Annotated in this window: 16 protein-coding genes; 7 read left to right on the top strand and 9 right to left on the bottom strand. The window is 63.0% G+C overall.

Features of this window, described 5'->3' with window-relative positions; translation table 11 throughout:
* The first annotated feature begins 7 nt into the window (after positions 1 to 7).
* On the top strand, positions 8 to 1,636 hold the full coding sequence (locus tag ABGM93_RS11290) for a thiamine pyrophosphate-binding protein (protein WP_321499489.1): 1,629 nt from the start codon (positions 8 to 10) through the stop codon (positions 1,634 to 1,636).
* 52 nt (positions 1,637 to 1,688) lie between these two features.
* Here the strand turns inward: ABGM93_RS11290 and ABGM93_RS11285 are convergent, their stop codons facing one another.
* From ABGM93_RS11285 to ABGM93_RS11275, 3 genes are all read right to left on the bottom strand, one after another.
* Positions 1,689 to 2,225, bottom strand: a complete 537-nt coding sequence (locus ABGM93_RS11285) for a DUF302 domain-containing protein (protein ID WP_321499488.1) — start codon at positions 2,223 to 2,225, stop codon at positions 1,689 to 1,691.
* A 90-nt stretch (positions 2,226 to 2,315) separates the two neighbouring features.
* The gene (locus tag ABGM93_RS11280) at positions 2,316 to 3,515 is read right to left on the bottom strand and encodes a YeeE/YedE family protein (protein ID WP_321499487.1); all 1,200 of its coding nucleotides are present in this window, start codon (positions 3,513 to 3,515) and stop codon (positions 2,316 to 2,318) included.
* A 222-nt stretch (positions 3,516 to 3,737) separates the two neighbouring features.
* Complete coding sequence (locus ABGM93_RS11275; RefSeq protein ID WP_321499485.1) at positions 3,738 to 4,106, bottom strand: hypothetical protein; 369 nt, start codon at positions 4,104 to 4,106, stop codon at positions 3,738 to 3,740.
* Between the two features lie 33 nt (positions 4,107 to 4,139).
* On the opposite strand from ABGM93_RS11275, the gene ABGM93_RS11270 reads away from it, so the two are divergent.
* The 3 genes from ABGM93_RS11270 to ABGM93_RS11260 all read left to right on the top strand — a co-directional run bounded on the left by ABGM93_RS11270 (position 4,140) and on the right by ABGM93_RS11260 (position 7,467).
* A complete protein-coding gene (locus ABGM93_RS11270; RefSeq protein ID WP_321499483.1) occupies positions 4,140 to 5,096 on the top strand; it encodes a tetratricopeptide repeat protein in 957 nt (318 codons plus the stop codon).
* Positions 5,097 to 5,314: 218 nt separating this feature from the next.
* Positions 5,315 to 6,598, top strand: a complete 1,284-nt coding sequence (locus ABGM93_RS11265; RefSeq protein WP_321499481.1) for an OpgC domain-containing protein — start codon at positions 5,315 to 5,317, stop codon at positions 6,596 to 6,598.
* A gap of 167 nt (positions 6,599 to 6,765) precedes the next feature.
* Complete coding sequence (locus ABGM93_RS11260; protein WP_321499479.1) at positions 6,766 to 7,467, top strand: Crp/Fnr family transcriptional regulator; 702 nt, start codon at positions 6,766 to 6,768, stop codon at positions 7,465 to 7,467.
* A gap of 24 nt (positions 7,468 to 7,491) precedes the next feature.
* Here the strand turns inward: ABGM93_RS11260 and ade are convergent, their stop codons facing one another.
* Positions 7,492 to 9,210: an adenine deaminase gene (gene ade / locus ABGM93_RS11255; protein ID WP_321499477.1), complete on the bottom strand. Its 1,719-nt coding sequence runs from the start codon at positions 9,208 to 9,210 to the stop codon at positions 7,492 to 7,494.
* A gap of 171 nt (positions 9,211 to 9,381) precedes the next feature.
* Here ade and ABGM93_RS11250 point away from each other — a divergent pair, with 171 nt between their 5' ends.
* The 3 genes from ABGM93_RS11250 to ABGM93_RS11240 all read left to right on the top strand — a co-directional run bounded on the left by ABGM93_RS11250 (position 9,382) and on the right by ABGM93_RS11240 (position 11,791).
* Entirely contained in the window at positions 9,382 to 10,977 is a 1,596-nt protein-coding gene (locus ABGM93_RS11250) for a CHAD domain-containing protein (RefSeq protein WP_321499476.1), read from the top strand.
* A 92-nt stretch (positions 10,978 to 11,069) separates the two neighbouring features.
* Positions 11,070 to 11,303: a BrnA antitoxin family protein gene (locus tag ABGM93_RS11245; protein WP_321499473.1), complete on the top strand. Its 234-nt coding sequence runs from the start codon at positions 11,070 to 11,072 to the stop codon at positions 11,301 to 11,303.
* A gap of 50 nt (positions 11,304 to 11,353) precedes the next feature.
* On the top strand, positions 11,354 to 11,791 hold the full coding sequence (locus ABGM93_RS11240) for an EamA family transporter (protein WP_321499471.1): 438 nt from the start codon (positions 11,354 to 11,356) through the stop codon (positions 11,789 to 11,791).
* Positions 11,792 to 11,858: 67 nt separating this feature from the next.
* Here the strand turns inward: ABGM93_RS11240 and ABGM93_RS11235 are convergent, their stop codons facing one another.
* The 5 genes from ABGM93_RS11235 to ABGM93_RS11215 all read right to left on the bottom strand — a co-directional run bounded on the left by ABGM93_RS11235 (position 11,859) and on the right by ABGM93_RS11215 (position 17,841).
* On the bottom strand, positions 11,859 to 12,959 hold the full coding sequence (locus tag ABGM93_RS11235; RefSeq protein WP_321499469.1) for an ATP-dependent RecD-like DNA helicase: 1,101 nt from the start codon (positions 12,957 to 12,959) through the stop codon (positions 11,859 to 11,861).
* A 133-nt stretch (positions 12,960 to 13,092) separates the two neighbouring features.
* Positions 13,093 to 14,634 (bottom strand): malonyl-CoA synthase, encoded by a 1,542-nt coding sequence (locus tag ABGM93_RS11230; RefSeq protein ID WP_321499467.1) that lies wholly within the window; start codon positions 14,632 to 14,634, stop codon positions 13,093 to 13,095.
* Positions 14,631 to 16,016, bottom strand: a complete 1,386-nt coding sequence (locus ABGM93_RS11225; RefSeq protein ID WP_321499465.1) for a malonyl-CoA decarboxylase — start codon at positions 16,014 to 16,016, stop codon at positions 14,631 to 14,633. Before ABGM93_RS11225 ends, ABGM93_RS11230 begins: the two co-directional genes overlap by 4 nt.
* A 17-nt stretch (positions 16,017 to 16,033) precedes the next feature.
* Positions 16,034 to 17,341 (bottom strand): TRAP transporter large permease, encoded by a 1,308-nt coding sequence (locus tag ABGM93_RS11220; RefSeq protein ID WP_321335384.1) that lies wholly within the window; start codon positions 17,339 to 17,341, stop codon positions 16,034 to 16,036.
* Positions 17,338 to 17,841: a TRAP transporter small permease subunit gene (locus ABGM93_RS11215; protein WP_319772727.1), complete on the bottom strand. Its 504-nt coding sequence runs from the start codon at positions 17,839 to 17,841 to the stop codon at positions 17,338 to 17,340. Before ABGM93_RS11215 ends, ABGM93_RS11220 begins: the two co-directional genes overlap by 4 nt.
* Between the last annotated feature and the right edge of the window lie 148 nt (positions 17,842 to 17,989).

Raw genomic sequence — 17,989 nt, 5'->3', positions numbered from 1 at the left:
AATTTCCATGAACGGAGCTGATATTATCGCCCTGGCGCTGAAGGGCGCCGGCTGCCGCACGGCCTATGGTATTCCCGGCGGCGAGGTTCTGGCGCTGGTTGAGGCGCTGGAGGGGGCGGGGATCTCCTTTGTCCTGGCAAAGCACGAAAACGCTGCCGGATTCATGGCCGAGGGCGAATGGCACGCCATGGCGGATGAAGCCGGGGCCGCCGCCGCACCGGGCATCCTCGTTGCGACGCTTGGGCCCGGTATGGCCAATGCGGTGAATGTGGTCGCCAACGCCATGCAGGACCGCGTTCCGCTGATCTTCCTGACCGGCTGCGTCGATGGCGCGGAAGCGGTCCGCTACACCCACCAGGTTTTCGATCACCAGGCCGTGCTCCGCCCGATCGTCAAGGCATCCTTGCGCGCCGAGCCCGGCGCGATTTCCGGGATGATGGAAAAGGCGCTGATCCTGGCGATGGAGGGGCAGCCCGGCCCCGTCCACATCGATGTGCCGATTTCGATTGCGGAAGGGGAGACCTGCGAGGCCCCGAAAGGTTTCCCGCGCCTGCAGACCCTCAGCGAGACCGCTGCCGGTGGCCGGGCGCTGGAAGCCGCCCGCGCGCGTCTCGGCTCAGCGACACGCCCGGTGATGATCGCTGGCGTCGATGCGCTGAACGAGGGGGCCGCGCGGGAAGTGGAAGCCTTCTGCCGCCGCTTTTGCGTGCCGCTCATCACCACCTACAAGGCCAAGGGCATCGTGGATGAGGAGGACCCGATCTGCCTCGGCGGGGCGGGTCTTTCCCCGCGCGCAGATGGTATCTTGATGCCACTGATTGAGGCCGCCGATCTGGTGCTTCTGGCGGGCTATGACCCTATCGAGATGCGCGTTGGCTGGCGTGACCGCTGGGCGGCTGAAAAGGCCGTGGAAATCACTCCCGTTCTGCGCACCCATGGCATGCACCGGTCAGAAACAACGCTGATTGGCGGGATTGCTCCCACATTGGCGGCGCTTGGCCAAGACATCGAGCCGCGCGCCACATGGGCCGATTGCGAACCTGCCAGCGCGCGCGAAGCCTTGTCGCGGGCCTTTGCGCCGGAACCTGACGGCTGGGGGCCGGCGACCGTCTTTCATGTACTGCGTGATGTCATGCCGCGCGCGACAGTGGCAACCGCCGACAGCGGGGCCCATCGCATCCTTTTGTCGCAAATCTGGCGCTGTGCGATGCCGCGCGCGCTTTTGCAATCCTCAGGTCTTTGCACCATGGCCTGCGCGCTTCCGCTGGGCGCAGGCCACAGGCGGGCAAGGCCGGATGCTCCGGTCATCGTCTTTGTTGGCGACGCGGGACTGGAAATGGGGCTTGGCGAACTGGCGACGGTGCGCGACCTGAAGCTTCCCCTCATCGTGGTCGTTCTGGTCGACGCGTCCCTGGCGCTTATCGAGCTGAAGCAGCGAGGTTCCCAACGCCCGAATGCGGGCGTCGATTTCGGCGAGACCGATTTTCCCGCTGTGGCAGCCGCGTTCGGCGGGGCAGGCGTCTGGGTAGAAGATGCAGCAACGCTGCGTCGCGAGGCACAAGCGGCCCTTGGGTGCGACAGCTTCACCCTTCTCGCCTGCCGTATCGGCAGGCGCGCCTATGATGGCAAGATCTGACCCGCTGAGCTGCCGTGAGAGGTTCTCTTGCCCGAAACGTCGGAACTACCGGTTATTCGCGCGAGGGCGAGCTTTCTGAAGTTCCGTCCGGCCCTTCTGGGCGAATGGCGCGGATGGCGATGGTCTTGAAGACCTCGTCCAATTCGTCTGCCAGTTCGCGCAACGCGTCTCCGCCATCTTCGAAATAGGGTTTGAGGAGCATGTGTGGCGTCTTGTAGGCCAGTGTCGCCGTGCCCTTCGGGTCTTCGGTGACATAGAAGCGGATGGGCGCCTCGATCCCGGCTGCGAGGGAGGCCTCAAGCATGCGGCGTGCGAAATCGTTGCGGAAGACGCCGAAGACACTGTTCCCCGGAATCTTGATGCCCTGCAATTGCGCGCCCGCTGAGGCGCTGGCCTGGCTCACGAGGTTCATGTCCTCGTCGACGATTGCGCGCTTCAGGCGTGCGGTGAGTTCGTCGAAGGTGTAGGGGGTTGGCTGAATGATCCAGCCACTGCGATTGGGCCAGACTGGGGCGGCCGAAACCGCAAGTGAACCGGCCACCGTCATCATCAGGACGATGGCGAGGACGGGGAAGCGCAGGATCCGCATGGGAGTCTCCGAAGAAGAAGCATCTGCCCGTCCCGTGGGGAGGAGAGACGGGCAGATTCTGTATATATCGGAGATTGCGGGAAAAACGTGCTATTTCTGCATGGTAGAAATGACAGGTGCGGCAACCTGTGGCGGCTTGGCCGGATCCATGCCTGCAAGCCTGCGAAGCGGCAGCGCGGCGAAAGACCCTGCCAGCGCGAAGGCGAACCAGACCCAGCCATGTACCGAGCCGGAAATGATACCGCCGAGATAGGCGCCGATGTTGCACCCGAAGGCGAGGCGTGCGCCGTAGCCCATCAATAGCCCGCCGGCAATCGCGGTGGCGGCCTCGCGCGCCGTGATGGAGCGCTTGGGCGCGAATTTGCCGGCAAGGGCCGCCGCAGCCATGGCTCCCGCCATGATGCCGAAATTCATCACGGAGGTGGCATCGGCAAAGACGGACCGTTCCACCACGGCTGCCTTTTGCCACTGCCAATATTCCCAGGACAGAACATCGACGCCGAGCGTATGGGCAATCTTGGCGCCCCACAGGGCAAAGCCCGAGGTGATTCCCCAAGGTCGGCCCAGCACGATGAGGGTTGCGATTGAGACGACCGCAATCATCAGCGCCCCCAGCACCATCGACCAGGGACCGGCTAGAAACGAACCCGTCTTGCGCGGGGTTTCCAGCGCGCCATGGGTGCGCTTTTCAAGCCAGATGCTCAAAAGGGCGATCAGGCCGAGCGCGCCGGCTGTCAGGATGAAGGCTCCGACCACACCAAAATGCGCGGGAAGTGAAAAACCTTTCTCCTTTGGCAGCGAATTCCAGAACGGAAGATGCGCGGTTGCGGCCAGAGACCCGGCAATGAAGGCGGCGAGCGTGACAAGCATGCGGCTCGATCCGCCGCCAAGCGTAAAGAGCGTGCCCGATCCGCACCCGTTGCCGAGCTGCATGCCGACGCCGAACATGAAGGCGCCGATGGCAACCGAAACGCCGAAGGGAAAAACGAATCCGCCGACCGGCAGGCCATAGTCGCGCCCGAACTGCATGAGCGGAAAGGCGAAGGCGATTGTCACCACGATGAGCAGAAACTGCGCCCGCAGGCCCGCGCCACGCCTCTCGCGCAGGAAGTGCCGCCACGCGGCGGTGAAGCCGAAGCTCGCGTGATAGAGGGCAAAGCCCGCGACGATGCCGATCAGCGAGCCGGTGCCCACGCGCCAGCCGCCCGCCATCCAGCCGGCGATCGTCACGATGATCATTGCGGCGCTGGACACGGCCAGCACACGGACTTGTGTGTTGCTTGTAATCATTGATCTTACGAGGCTTTCAGTAATCCGGCAGCAGTCTCCGACCACCGATATGTCGAAGGCTGACAGCCCCCGATTTCCTGCCTGTATCCCGGCGACCGGCGCCGATGGAAACCGTCAGGCCCATGTGGTGGAGCGTTGCGAAACACACTGGCTGCGGCTGGCGACGCACATCCTTTGAAGGATCCGAATACCATGCCACAACCCGATTTGTTCGGCTATGACCTAGCGGTAGGTGATCGCGCTGCATGCCTGGCGTGGAACAGGACCGTACTCGGTTTCCTGACCCATTCCGCTGATGCCGCCGATCATCTTCAGCAAGCCATATCCCGCGAGCCGGATTTCCTTCTCGCAACCGTCGCCCGCGGGCTCTTCTGCCTGCTGCTGGGACGGCGCGAGCTTGTGGAAACGGCCCGAGATGCGCATCGCATGGCTCTCTCTCAGCGTCAACGAAACGGAGCCGGGCTGCGTGAAACACTTTATCTTGACAGTCTGGGACTTTGGTTGCAGGGCCGTCCGCTCGCCGCAGCCGCTCGTCTGGAGGACGTGCTGACCGACTTCCCCGCCGATGCGTTGGCGCTCAAGCTCGTCCATGCGATCCGCTTTATGATGGGGGATGCAAAGGGAATGCGGCTATCCATCGAACGCGTGTTGCCTCATTACGGCGAGGACCATCCCGCTCACGGCTATGTGCTCGGTTGTCATGCCTTTGCGCTGGAAGAAACGGGCGATCTGGCTGCAGCAGAGGCGGTCGGGCGGCGCGCGGTTGCCCATTCACCGGACGACGCTTGGGGTATTCATGCCGTCGCCCACGTGTACGAGATGCGCGGCGAACGCGAACATGGCATCGCATGGCTGACCGGTCGCCCGCAGGGATGGGCTCACTGCAACAATTTCCGTTATCACATGTGGTGGCATCTGGCGCTGATGCATCTGGATCGGGGCGAGATCGACGAAGTGCTGGCACTTTATGACAGCCGTGTGCGCCACGAACACACAGACGACTATCGCGATATCTCCAACGGGGCCTCGCTTCTGGCGCGTCTGGAAATCGAGGGCGTGGATGTGGGCGAGCGCTGGCACGAGCTGGCAGAGATTTCCACCGGGCGGACCGAGGACGATTGCCTGGTCTTTGCCGATCTCCACTACATGCTCTCGCTGGTCGGCGACCGGCGAGAGGAGGCGGTGGAGAAGCTTCTGCGCCAGCTCAAGCAGCGCGGGGCGCGCGGTCAAAGCGATATGGATACCGTGACCGCAAGCGCCGGGGTGCAGAGCGCGGAGGCGCTTCATGCCTATCAGCACGGCAACTATGGCGCGGCCTTTCGCGGTTTGGCGGCGGCGCGCCCCAATCTGCAACGGGTGGGAGGCAGCCACGCACAGCGGGACGTATTTGAACAGATCATGATCGAGGCGGCCATGCGGGCTGGCCTTCTGGATGATGCGCGCACCTTGCTCGATGAGCGGCTGGAACGGCGTGGCGGACGTGACGGTTTCGCATCGCGAAGGCTTGCCATGTTGGCGGAAGCCCTCAATGATGCTGGGAATTCCTCAACGGAAGTTTTTCCCGCGACGGCGACGCCTTGAGGGCGCGCCGCGATTTTGCCGGTCTTGTTGCGAGACTGCCTGTGATGCCATGAGAAAGTCGCAAGAATCACGAAAACGCCGTTTGACGCGTTGAGGCGGGTGGGGCAGGAGAATGCGCCCCGCCGTGACGTTGCCTGCGCGTCCCGGCGCCGACATGCGCAGGTTCCAGGGCGCGCTTCAGATGGCCCCCGATTGACACAAGGTTTTTGTTTCTCAAGATGAACAAGCCCCACCCTTCCGCCGGCCCCGTGCCGGACCTTTTCGTCGGCCCTCATGCGACTGGTCCGGCAAAGAAACGTCGCGATCCGCGGCTCGACTTCTTCCGCGGCATCGGCATGTTCATCATCTTCATCGCGCATTTGCCGGAGGCATGGGCCACCTTGTGGATCCCTGCCCGTTTCGGCTTTTCCGATGCGACCGAGATCTTTGTCTTCTGCTCCGGCATGGCCTCTGCCATCGCCTTTGGCCGTATCTTCGACGATATCGGCTGGCGCATGGGAGCTGCGCGCATTCTCTACCGGATGTGGCAGGTCTACTGGGCACATATCGGGTTGTTTCTGGCGATTGCCGCGCTGCTCGCCATGGCGGATGCGACCGGCTGGTTCTCCATCGATTATACCTCGCAGCTCAACCTTCAGCATTTCTTCGCCAACCCTGCGTTGAACCTGCCGGGACTGTTGACGCTGACCTATGTGCCGAACTACTTCGACATCCTGCCCATGTATATCGCGATCCTTGCAATGATCCCGGTTGTCATGGGCCTGAAGCGTATCGGCGGGCCAGGCCTTGCCATGGCGGCAGTGGCCGTAACCTGGCTCGTGGCGAACTTCCACATCCTGGAGCTTCCGGCGGAGCCGTGGACGGATCGCCCGTGGTTCTTCAACCCCTTCGCCTGGCAGCTCTGCTTTTTCACCGGCTTCGCCTTCATGCGTAGCTGGATCGCGCCGCCCGCCGTCACGAAACGCGCCATGATCTTGGCCGCCCTCATCCTGGTGGTGACGGTGCCCTTCGCCTATTTCCGCATTCTTCAGGCGGTGCCGGAATTCAACGCCATGGCGACCGCCATCCGTCCGCTGACCGACAAGACCCATTTCGGCATCCTGCGCTACGCCCATTTTCTGTCGCTCGCCTATCTGGCGTGGATCGCGGCAGGCGAAGCGGGGGCACGGCTGAGCGGATCCGGCATTTGGGGCCTGTTCGTCAAGGTGGTGCAGAAGGTTGGCCAACAGTCGCTGGCGGTCTTCATGACAAGCCTGGTCGCCTGCCAGTCCATTGCCATTGTCCGCGACTATCTAGGCCTCACCGACACATTGTTCGGACAGGCCCTGTCGGTGCTGACGGGCTTCTTGATCCTGATCGCGACTGCCTATGTGGTGGGCTGGTTCAAGCAGGCGCCCTGGGCAAAGAAGCACCAAAAGCATGAGCCGCATTCTGAGCACGCGACGGCTCGGGAGCACAGGGCGGGCGCGCCATTACATGGGGCCCCCGCCCCTGCGGAATAGTTGTGGCGGCCCCGAGCTGACGGGGCACACCCTTCTCCCGCGGTCAATGTCACCAGCGAACAATATCGCCTTGTCGAAAAATGCCCTAACTTTAGTGGTTCATCAGATGTACTGAGACGGTTGAGCACCGTCGCGGCGATAGGCGCGGGGGGGGGCGTGTTTTGACGGTGAAGGGTACATATGGTTGCAGCCTGAGGTCTATCGCGATCTTCAAGGACCTCTCCGACGCTGCACTGGCGCGCCTGTCTCAGGCCTGCAACTGGTCCTCGTTCCATGGTGGCGAGGAGATCGTTCCCTATCTCGACGAAAGCGACGACGTCTACTTCCTGGTCAACGGCAGTGCGCAGGTGATGCTCTATTCGCGCACCGGCAAGGCGGTCGCCTTCCGCACCATCGAGGCGGGCAGCCTTTTCGGCGAACTGGCCGCCATCGATCACGCGCCCCGCTCCGCCCGGGTGGAAGCCGTCGGGCCATGTGTGGTCGCGCGCCTCACTGCCGAGACTTTCCGCAGGTTCATGCGCGAGGAGCCTGCCATGATGGAGGCCGTCTCGCGCCATCTGGTCGCCCAGATCCGCGAGCTGACGGCGCGGGTCTTCTCCTTCTCCACGCTTTCGGTCAAGACGCGCATTCAGGCCGAAATCCTGCGCCTCGCAGGCGCGCGGGAGGCCGGGGCCGCGCCTTGTCGTATCAAGGGGTTTCCGACCCACGGCGATTTCGCAGAACGTGTCTCGACCCATCGAGAGGCGGTGACCCGTGAATTGGGCCGTCTGGCGCGCGCGGGCATTGTGCGTCGCGAAGGACGAGATCTGGTGCTGCTCGACATCGATGGCCTTCGCGCCATGATTGACAAGGGCTCTGATGCGGAGTGAGGCAGAGCCTCTCCCACCGTCATCTCACTCGATCAGCATGAAATTGTTCACGTCGAACATGCCGTAATCGGTGATCTTCAGGTGCGGAATGACCGGCAGCGGCAGGAACGCCACCTGCAGGAAGGGTTCAGGCAGGGTGCAGCCGATCGCGCGCGCCGCTTCACGCAACACGATCAACGCATCATGGACGTGTTCGAAGGGGTGATCTGACATCAGCCCGGCCACGGGAAGCGCCAGTTCGGCTTTTACCTCGCCTCCGTCGACCACCACGAAGCCGCCCTTCAGTTCTATCAAGCGGTTGACGGCGGCAGCCATGTCGGCCTCGTTCGCACCCACGACGCAGATGTTGTGACTGTCATGGCCGACGGAAGAGGCGATCGCGCCGCGCTGCAACCCGAAGCCGTTGACGAAGCCGCGCCCGATATTGTCGTTGATCCCATGCCGCGCCACGACCGCGACCTTGATTGCGTCCTGATCCAGATCGATGACAGACGCGCCGTTTTCCACCGGCAGGTGTATTTCGCGATGTTCGGTGAGGATCAGCCCGGCCTCCACGCCGATGACCGGCATGGTTCCATTGCGCGCGGGAACCGTAAAGGCCTCCGCGGTGACGGGCTTCGCCTTCATGCTCTCAAGCCCGACGGGGGCGACCGGTTTGCGCGCCTCGAAAGCGGCCGCGTCCACCGCCCGTCCGCCCGCGATCACGGAATGCACCTGGCAGGTCTCCAGATCGTCAAGCAGCACGATATCGGCTCGCCAGCCCGGCGCAATCAGCCCGCGGTCGCGAAGGCCGAAGGCGTTGGCCGCAGACCAGCTCGCCACCCGATAGGCGTGGTGGATGGGAACATTGCGGGCCTTCAGGTCGGTAATGAGCCGCGCGATCATGTGATCGAGATGGCCTTCCTCGGCAATGTCGAGCGGGTTCCGGTCGTCGGTGCACAGGGCGATGAAGGAAGAGGTGTCGGCATTCACGAGCCCCTTCAGCGCGTCGAGATCCTTGGAGACCGAGCCTTCGCGGATGAGCAGGCTCATGCCCTTGGCGAGCTTCTCGCGTCCCTCGACTGCGTTCGTTGCCTCGTGATCGGTGCGGATGCGCGCCGCGAGATAGCCGTTGAGGTCCATGCCGGAAAGAAGCGGTGCATGGCCGTCGATGTGGCCGCCCTGAAAAGCCGCGAGTTTGGCGAGCACGGCGGGATCGCTGGCCAGAACGCCCGGAAAGTTCATGAATTCGGCCAGGCCGATCACCTTGGGGTGATCCGCGAAGGGCAGAAGATCGGCGATCTCCAGCCGCGCGCCGGAGGTCTCGAAGGCGGTTGCCGGCACACAGGAAGAAAGCTGGACCCGCAGGTCCATGACGACTTGCTCCGCGCAAGCGAGGAAATAGCGGATGCCGTCGGCGCCCAGAACGTTGGCGATCTCGTGCGGATCGCAGATCGCGGTGGTCACGCCGTGGGGCAGGACACAGCGGTCGAATTCATGCGGGGTGACGAGCGACGATTCCACGTGGAGATGCGTGTCGATGAATCCCGGAACGGCCACGCGGTCTTCCGCGTCGATTTCCCGCAGGCCCTCGTAAACATCATGCGTGCCGACAATCCTGTCGCCCACGATGGCGATATCTCCCCTGGGCAGGCTCCCATCGATGATATCGAGGAAACGGACATTTTTGATAACCAGATCAGCGGGTTCGCTCCCCCGGCCAGCGGATATCGCGCGTTTGAGGAAGAGTTCGTCGTGCAGCATGTGCGCTCTCCGCAGGCAGGTGGTCGCCTTAAGATCAGGGTGTCGAGCCGGATTGGCCAGTTTTCAGCCAAGGGGAAGCTGGACAGGGCTATCATCGATACTAGTGTCTAAAAGCTGATTGTCGATCAGTCGTAGAGTTGCGTATCGATCTGCCGGGAGAGGGAGCCTTTCATGTCAACGTCAAAGCAGGAAGCCGAACTGAAGTTCGAGCTGCAGCCGGCTGAGTTCGAAAGGCTGAGCGCCCACCCCGCTCTTAAGGCGCTGACCGTCGGACGCGCCCAGACGAAGAACCTCCTGTCCATCTATTTCGATACCGCAGATGACGTTCTCTCCTCCGCGGGGATCGCTCTGAGAGTGCGCAAGGTCGGAAAATCCTGGATCCAGACCGTCAAGCAGGGCAGGGGGATGCGCGGTGGCCTCTCCACGCCGATGGAACTGGAAGTGCCGGTTTCCGGCCCAGAACCTCGCCTTGATCTCATCGAGGATCCGGCTTTGGCCGAGACCATCCGAAAGCTGGTCGGTAAAAGTTCTCTGCTCAGGCGCTTTGAAACCCGCATGCGTCGCACCATCCGCATGTTGAAGGTGGAAGAAGGTAAGATCGAATGCGCGCTCGATCAGGGCGAGATCGTTGCCGGCGAAGCGGTCCAGCCTTTGATGGAAGCGGAACTGGAATTGACGGATGGTTCTCTGGGCGCGCTCTACGACGCTGCCAGACTGATCTTCGATGACGGGCCCTTGCGTCTGTCCTCAATGAGCAAGGCGGCGCGTGGGTTCAGGCTTGCGCACGGTGTTGCGCCGGAAGACCCAGCGCCGAAAAAGAAGCTCGCACTGTCGCTCCATGCGAAGATGACAACCGAGGAGGCTTTCGGGGAAATCCTGCGCGCCTGTCTCGATTCCATTTCCCACAACCGGCTGGCGACCCTCGCGGGCGACGATCCGGAAGGCCCGCACCAATTGCGCGTTGCGTTGCGCCGCCTGCGCTCCGCCTTCAAGATCTTCCGCCCCGTTGCTGACAACGAGCTGACCCGGCGTCTCGACAGAGAGGCGCGCGAGATGGGGCTCCTGGTGGGCGCGCTTCGCGATGCCGACGTGGTGTTGGCCGACATCGTTTCCCCTGTTGTGGAAGCCGAAACCGGCTCCACGGCAAACGGTGTGCCGGTCGACATGCAGCCGCTCATCGCCACACTTGAGGCGCGTCGCGTCAAGATCAGGGCGGAGGTGGTGTCCGGGCTTTCAAAGCCCGCGATCAATGCCTTCCTGCTTGATCTGGGGCGCTACGCGGAAACCCGGGGTTGGTTGTCGGAAGATACGCGCCAGACCAGGCGGCTTGCCCGTCCGGTGACCGAGTTTGCAGCCCGTGCGCTTGCAAGGCGCTGGAAGGTTTGCGCGAAAGCGGCGCGCAATCTGGATACCATGGGGGCGGAGGAACGCCATGCGCTTCGCAAGAAGCTGAAGACGCTTCGCTACACGGCGGAATTCTTCAGCGGTCTCGGCAAGCCCTACAAAATGAAGGCCTTCGTCCGCGAACTGCGGGCGCTTCAGGAGATTTTCGGTTACCTGAATGATGTCGCCATGGCGGAAAAGCTGGTGGAGATGGACCCCGGCACCCGCTCTGATCGCGACGATGCGTTGAAAGCGGCAGGTTTTGTCATGGGCTGGCACCTCGCCAATGCTGAAAACGCCTGGAGCCATGCGCAGGCGCGCTGGCAGGCGCTGGCCGATGTCGAGACGTGGTGGAACAGGGGCAAGCGGTCGTCGCGGAAATGAGCGTCTGAAAGACAGCCTGCAATTCCTCACACGTTTTGCGCGCACTGTGTCATAGTGCGCGAACACTCCCCTTTTTCGAAAAAGGAATTTCCATGACTTTCCGTCGTCACACGTCTGCGGTCGACAGGGCCGAAGCCATGTTCAAGAAGGTGACGGCAAAGCCCGCACCGCAAACGCCTGAAGTGAAGCGCAACGCCATTCCGGTGGGCAAGGAAAGCGTCACCATCCGCATCGACAATGATGTGATTGCCCATTTCCAGGAAGACGGCCCCGGCTGGCAGGACCGCATCAACGCCGCGCTCAGGACGGCGGCAGGGCTCGACTAGGCCCGTAACCTTCCATGGTTGGCCGGGCATTCTCAGATGGGGGAAACCGCATGAAGGGTCTGTTCCTGTCATGGCAGCTCTGGGCACTGCTGGCGGCGGTCTTTGCAGCTCTCACCGCGATCTTCGCGAAGGTCGGCGTGGAGAATGTCGGTTCCGATTTCGCCACCCTCATCCGCACGGTGGTGATCCTCCTCGTGCTGGCAGGCATTGTCGCCGTCACCGGGCAATTCCAGTCTCTGGGCTCGATTTCGGGCAGGAGCTACCTGTTCCTGATCCTCTCGGGCATGGCGACGGGGGCTTCCTGGCTTTGCTATTTCCGCGCGCTGAAACTGGGCGATGCGGCCCGCGTCGCGCCGATCGACAAGCTCTCCGTGGTGCTGGTCGCTGTTTTCGGCGTGGTCTTTCTGGGCGAGCGGCTTTCCATGCCCAACTGGCTCGGCATCGTGCTGATCGGCACGGGCGCGGTGCTGGTCGCCTATCGAGGCTAGAGCGCGTTCCGCTCAGGCGACTTCGCCTGAGCGACAAGAATTCGCTCAGGAACCAGAGCAAGACCGCCTATTTGACGATGGAAATCGTTTCCGCCGCCCGGGTCACGGCGGTGTAGAGCCAGCGGGTGCTGTGCTCGCGAAAGGCCCAGCTTTCATCGAAAAGCACGATATCGTCCCACTGCGAGCCTTGCGCCTTGTGGACGGTCATGGCGTAGCCATAGGCAAATTCGTCGGAACGCCGCCTGAGCGCATAGGGCAGGTCATCCGCCCCGTCGGAGAAAAGCTCCGGCACGATGGACACCCGGACCGTGCGCTTGCGGCGGGTTTCCTCCGGCGTGACGTCATATTGCAGCTTGCCGCGCTTGGGGGCATGGGCAGCCTTCACCGTCCATAGTCCGCCGTTCAGCAACCCCTTGGCCTTGTCGTTGCGCAGGCAGACCAGCTTTTCGCCCACCTCCGGCATTTTCGACGTGTAGCCCATCAATTCGCGGATGCGGTCATTATAGAGGCGGCGGGTCTTGTTGCGCCCGACCAGCACCTGATCGGCGGCCAGAATGGCGTCGGCGTCGATCTCGCGGCGATGGATCACCCGGCTTTCGCCATAGGTGCCGTAGTCGAGCTGTTTGCCCTCGCGGATATCCATGGACAGGCGGATGATCGGATTGTCGGCGGCCTGCCGGTGAACCTCCGACAGCATCACGTCGGGCTCGGCTTCCGTGAAGAAGCCGCCGCCCTTGACCGGCGGCAACTGGGCGGGATCGCCCAACACGAGAACGGGGGTGCCGAAGGACAGAAGATCGCGTCCCAGTTCCTCGTCCACCATGGAGCACTCATCGATCACGATGAGCGAGGCGCGGGCCGCCGAGCTGTCGCGGTTGATGGTGAAGGAGGGGCCTTCGCCCTCCTCGTCGTCGCCACCGCGAGGGCGATAGATCATGGAATGGATTGTGGAGGCATCCGTACAGCCCTTGGTGCGCAGCACATGCGCGGCCTTGCCGGTGAAGGCGCCGAAGGCGACATCGCCCTCCACCCCTTCCGCCAGATGGCGTGCAAGCGTGGTCTTGCCCGTTCCGGCAAAGCCGAACAGGCGGAAGACCTGGCTCGGGCGGGCTTTAAGCCATGCGGAGACCGCGCTCAAAGCCTCTTCCTGCTGGGGCGACCAATCCATGTGTCTGTGCGAATCCTTGGGTCGTGATGTGGGCCCAAGGTTGGTACACCGGGAAAGGGGCATCCGGAAAGGGCGGATGCGAAAAGAGGCGGAAGGGCAGGCGCGGAGCCGCTTCCGCCCCGGTTTCCGGTATCTAGTCCAGCATGATCTTCTCGGCGAATTCCATGCCGTGATCGTCGCGCAGCAGGTTCTTCTGCACCTTGCCCATGGTATTGCGCGGCAGCGCGTCGGCGAAAAACACCCGCTTGGGCTGCTTGAACCGGGCAAGCTTGTCGGCAATGGCGGCCTTCACGCCTTCTTCGGTGAGGTTGGCGCCCTCAAGCGGCACGACGACCGCGACAACGCCCTCGCCGAAATCGGGATGCGGCACGCCGATGACGGCGGACTCGTTCACACCCTCAAGCTCATCGATCACCAGCTCGATTTCCTTGGGGTAAATATTGAAACCGCCGGAAATGATCAGGTCCTTTTGCCGCCCGACAATATGGACATACCCATCCTCATCGATCTGGCCGAGATCCCCGGTGATGAAAAAACCGTCGGAGCGGAATTCCGACGCGGTCTTTTCCGGCATCCGCCAATAGCCGGAAAAGACATTCGGGCCTGTCACCTCGATCATGCCGATCTTGCCCGGTCCGATATCCTCGCCCGTTTCCGGGTTGGCGATACGCAGGGAAACGCCGGGAAGCGGAAAGCCTACCGTGCCCGCCCGGCGCTCGCCGTCATACGGGTTGGAGGTGCTCATGTTGGTTTCCGTCATGCCGTAGCGCTCAAGGATACGATGGCCGGTGCGGGCTTCGAACTCCACATGCGTTTCCGCCAGAAGCGGGGCGCTGCCGGAGGTGAAAAGGCGCATGTGGGAAACGAGATCGCGGGTGAAATCGTTGCGCGCCAGAAGCCGGGTGTAGAAGGTCGGCACTCCCATCATCGTTGTCGCCTGCGGCAACAGCGAGATGATGGCATCGGCATCGAATTTCGGCAGGAAGATCATCGTGCCGCCCGACAGCATCACCGTGTTGGAGGCAACGAACAGCCCGTGCGTGTGGAAGATCGGCAGAGCATGGAGCAGCACATCTTCCTCGGTGAAACGCCATGTCTCGACCAGTACACGCGCGTTGTCGAGCAGGTTCATGTGGCTCAGCATCGCCCCCTTGGAGCGGCCTGTCGTGCCCGACGTATAGAGGATCGCGGCGAGATCCTCGTTGCCGCGCGCAACCGTTTCGAACGTATCGGGCTGACTTGCGGCGCGATCCATGAGGCTGCCGGTGCCGTCGCCTTCCAGCGTCTCGCATCGCGCCCCGTTCTTGCCTGCAATCACGCTCACCGCATCCAGAGCCGCCCCGCTGCACACCACCAGCGCAGGCTCCGCGTCGCTCACGAAATAGGAAACCTCCGAGGCCGTATAGGCGGTGTTGAGCGGCAGGAAGACGCCGCCAGCGCGCACGGTCGCCAGATAGAACGCGAGCGCCTCGGCGGATTTTTGCACCTGCACCGCCACCCGGTCCCCCGGCTTCACGCCGAGATCGACCAGCGCATTGGCGAGCCGTCCCGTCAGCGCGACCATGTCGCCATAGCTGATGCTGGCGCCTCCGGGCCGCGCAATCAGGGTCTTTTGCGCATCGCGCGCACCGCCCAGAAGGGCATCGTAGAGCACGTTGGAGGAACCTGTTGTCATGCTGTGTCCTTCTTGCCGTTTTCTGCCTTGCGGGCTTTCTTGTCACTGGCGGAGGCGAGCGAGCGCACAGCGCGCGCCGCCGTAACCTCGCGCCGGGCCGCATAGGCCTCGTGGTTCGTTTCCACCTCTGAGAGGTCGTAGAGATAGTTGACCATCACGCCGGCGGACTGGGTGAGGCCCTTGGGTGAGGTGTCTCCCAGCCAGTCGATCTGTCTCAGCATTGCGCCATTGCCCAGATGGAAGCGCGCCACCGGATCGAGCGGCTGGCCGTCAGAGCGCTTGGCGGACAGGAAATAGTCCGCCGTCAGGCCCTTGATCAGCGGTTCGAGCTTGCCTGCGGTGTCCGCGTCGAGATGCCAGGCGGGCGCTGCCATGGCCGCAAGCGCCTGCGCTGCCCGGCCGTTCGCGTCCGTTTCCGCCTGCTGGCGCATCCAGCGCATCAGACCCGGCACTGGCGACAGCGTGACGAAGGTTTTAAGAGACGGGATCTCATGTGCCAGATCCTCCGCCACCTGCTTGATCAGGAAATTGCCGAAGGAAACCCCGCGCAGGCCTGTCTGGCAGTTGGAGATGGAATAGAAGGTGGCGGTCGTTGCCTTGTCCGGGCTCAGGATTTCCCGGTCCTCCGACAGAAGTGTCTGGATGGAGGAGGGGATCTCGCGCGACAGCGCCACCTCCACGAAGATCAGCGGTTCATCCGGCATGGAAGGGTGGAAAAAGGCGAAACAGCGCCGGTCTGCAGGCTGCACCCGGCGGCGCAACTCATCCCAGTTGTCGATGGCGTGGACCGCCTCATATTCGATGATCTTCTCCAGAATATGCGCGGGGGTCTGCCAGTCGATATGGCGTAGCACGAGAAAGCCCCGGTTGAACCAGGAGGCAAAGAGGCGCCCGAAATCCGCGTCCACGCGCTCAAGCGCTGGATTGTCGGGCAGGAGCGTCAGAAGTGTCTCGCGCATATGGACGAGCGCGGCGGTGCCACCCGGGGCGAGGTTCAACCGGCGCAAAAGCTCCTGACGTGGCGGTTCGCTGGCTGCGATCAGTTCCGCCAGCGCCTCGTTGGTGCCGTTTTCGCGATAGCTTGCCGCGGCTTTTTCCACGCGGGCTGCATCCGGGTCATAGGGCTCGGCCAGACCGGTCAGGAACTCCTTGCGGGCCTCGATATCCAACGTGTCGAAGCCGCGCAGGATCTCGCTTGCCAGCGCCACGCCCGAAGCTTCGCCGCGCGACGACAGCAGCGCCTCGCACAGCGTGTGAAGGTCCTGAGGGCTCTGAGCCCCGCCGCGTCCCTCCATCAACCGCGCGCCGCGGCTGACAAGGGCCGACAGCATGTCCTGAAGCATGGTCATGCGTCCGGTTTCGCTAGGCTGTTCGTTGCTCATGGAGGTTTCCTATCCGTCTATCCCATCATGAAGCCGGGCAGCCACGTGGCGATCTGAGGGAAGATGCACAGCAGGACAATGCCCAGCACCATGCACAACACATAGGGCAGAGACCCGCGAAGAACCTGTCCGAGCGAGATATCCGGCGCGATGCCGTTGATGACATAGAGGTTCAGCCCCACCGGCGGCGTGATTAGGCCGATCTCCATGTTGATGGTGAGCACGACGGCGAACCAGTAAGGATCGAAGCCCGCCTGCGTGATGATCGGCAGCAGGATCGGCGCGGTCATCAGGATGACGGCGACCGGCGGCAGGAAGAAGCCCGCAAACAGCAGGAACAGGTTGATCACGCCCATCAAAACCCAGCGGTTTACCTCAAGATCGGCGATCCATGCGGCAATCGACTGGGTGATGAAGAGCGAGGACAGCGCGAAGGAGAAGAGCTCCGAGGCGCCGATGATCATCATGATCATGACGCTTTCCTTCAGCGTGTCGCGCAGCACTTTCCAGAGCGGTGCGGCCTTCCACAGCCGGTAGATGACCATGACCAGAATAATGCAGAAGACCGCGCCGACGCCTGCGGCCTCCGACGGCGTTGCGACGCCGCCGTAAAGCACCCACAGAATGCCGACGATGATGGCAAGGAATGGCAGGACCTTGGGCAATACCTCGAAGCGCTGGCGCATGGTGAAGCGTTCGGTGACTGCCGAGAGCCCGATCCCGCGCCGACTGCAGGCATAAAGCGACCATGCCATGAAGAGCATGGTGAGCATGAAGCCGGGAATGATGCCCGCAAGGAACAGCCGCCCGATGGAGGTCTCCGTGGCGATGCCGTAGACGATCATGGTGACCGAGGGCGGGATGAGGATGCCGAGCGTGCCGCCCGCCGCAATCGACCCGGCCGCGATTTCCTTCGGATAGCCGCGCTGGGTCATCTCCGGAATGCCCATCTTGCCGATGGCGGCGCAGGTTGCGGGCGAGGAACCGGAGAGGGCTGCAAAGATGGAGCAGGCTCCGAGATTGGATAGCACCAGCCCGCCGGGCACCCGGTTCAACCAGCGATCGAGCGCGAGATAGAGATCCTTGCCCGCTGGCGAGGAGGCGACCGCCGCGCCCATCAGGATGAACATCGGGATGGAGACGAGCCCGAAGGAGGCGAGCCCACCGAAAAAGGTCTCGCCGAGGATGGAGAGGGTGCCTGTTCCCTCCACAATCATCAGCGCGGCGATGGAAACGAACCCGAGCGCGAAAGCGATGGGTGTGCCAATGGCGAGAAGCGCCAACAGCGCGGCAAGGACGATCAATCCGATGACAAGCGGCGTCATAGCGTGGCGGCTCCCGGGTTGCCGTCAGCGAAGGGGCGGAGAATTTCGGCGATGTATTGAAGGCACATGATGCCGATGCCGAGCGGCAGCGGCAGGAGCGGGATCCACAGCGGCGGGGCCCAGACCGTGTCGGTCGTCCAGCCATAGGTCCAGGCTTCCTCAAAATAGATCCACCCCGACCAGGCCAGCAAAGCGGCAAAGGCGAGGCCGAAGAGCCCGGCCACCCCGTTCATGATCGAGCGGGCTGGTTCCGGCATCATGTTGGGCAACAGGTCCACATTGACGTGGCCGCGCTCCAGCAACACGAAGGGCGAGCCGAGGAAGGTGGCGGCCACCAGTGAATAGACGACGAATTCGGTTTGCCAGACGGTGGAACCGTTCATGAAATAACGGATGAAGACCATGTGGCACACGACCAGCGCGGCGGCTGCGACCAGAAGGATCGCAATGACGCCGCAGGCGCGCGAGATCGCCGAGACAAAGGAGATATAGGCTTTCATGCAAGTGTCCTTCGGGCCGCGGCGCGGCGCGCCGTGCAATGTCGCGGGGCCGGGGCATGAGCACGGGGTCGATCCGGTAACCGGCCGACGGCCCTGCAGAATTGCGCAGGGCCGTCCTTTGCCGGTGAGCCGCGAGCGGCCATTCAGG

It is taken from the genome of Breoghania sp. (assembly GCF_963674635.1).
GTDB lineage: Bacteria > Pseudomonadota > Alphaproteobacteria > Rhizobiales > Stappiaceae > Breoghania.
This window is presented reverse-complemented; position numbering and strand designations above follow the sequence as displayed.

Bases quoted from the DNA above. Each gene is read 5' to 3' on its own strand.
- ABGM93_RS11290 (WP_321499489.1), top strand. From the start codon at position 8: ATGAACGGAGCTGATATTATCGCCCTGGCGCTGAAGGGCGCCGGCTGC.
- ABGM93_RS11285 (WP_321499488.1), bottom strand. From the start codon at position 2,225: ATGCGGATCCTGCGCTTCCCCGTCCTCGCCATCGTCCTGATGATGACG.
- ABGM93_RS11280 (WP_321499487.1), bottom strand. From the start codon at position 3,515: ATGATTACAAGCAACACACAAGTCCGTGTGCTGGCCGTGTCCAGCGCC.
- ABGM93_RS11275 (WP_321499485.1), bottom strand. From the start codon at position 4,106: ATGGACGAGCTTGAGCGCCAACGCATCGGCGGGGAAGTCGGTCAGCAC.
- ABGM93_RS11270 (WP_321499483.1), top strand. From the start codon at position 4,140: ATGCGGCTATCCATCGAACGCGTGTTGCCTCATTACGGCGAGGACCAT.
- ABGM93_RS11265 (WP_321499481.1), top strand. From the start codon at position 5,315: ATGAACAAGCCCCACCCTTCCGCCGGCCCCGTGCCGGACCTTTTCGTC.
- ade (WP_321499477.1), bottom strand. From the start codon at position 9,210: ATGCTGCACGACGAACTCTTCCTCAAACGCGCGATATCCGCTGGCCGG.
- ABGM93_RS11250 (WP_321499476.1), top strand. From the start codon at position 9,382: ATGTCAACGTCAAAGCAGGAAGCCGAACTGAAGTTCGAGCTGCAGCCG.
- ABGM93_RS11245 (WP_321499473.1), top strand. From the start codon at position 11,070: ATGACTTTCCGTCGTCACACGTCTGCGGTCGACAGGGCCGAAGCCATG.
- ABGM93_RS11240 (WP_321499471.1), top strand. From the start codon at position 11,354: ATGAAGGGTCTGTTCCTGTCATGGCAGCTCTGGGCACTGCTGGCGGCG.
- ABGM93_RS11235 (WP_321499469.1), bottom strand. From the start codon at position 12,959: ATGGATTGGTCGCCCCAGCAGGAAGAGGCTTTGAGCGCGGTCTCCGCA.
- ABGM93_RS11230 (WP_321499467.1), bottom strand. From the start codon at position 14,634: ATGACAACAGGTTCCTCCAACGTGCTCTACGATGCCCTTCTGGGCGGT.
- ABGM93_RS11225 (WP_321499465.1), bottom strand. From the start codon at position 16,016: ATGAGCAACGAACAGCCTAGCGAAACCGGACGCATGACCATGCTTCAG.
- ABGM93_RS11220 (WP_321335384.1), bottom strand. From the start codon at position 17,341: ATGACGCCGCTTGTCATCGGATTGATCGTCCTTGCCGCGCTGTTGGCG.
- ABGM93_RS11215 (WP_319772727.1), bottom strand. From the start codon at position 17,841: ATGAAAGCCTATATCTCCTTTGTCTCGGCGATCTCGCGCGCCTGCGGC.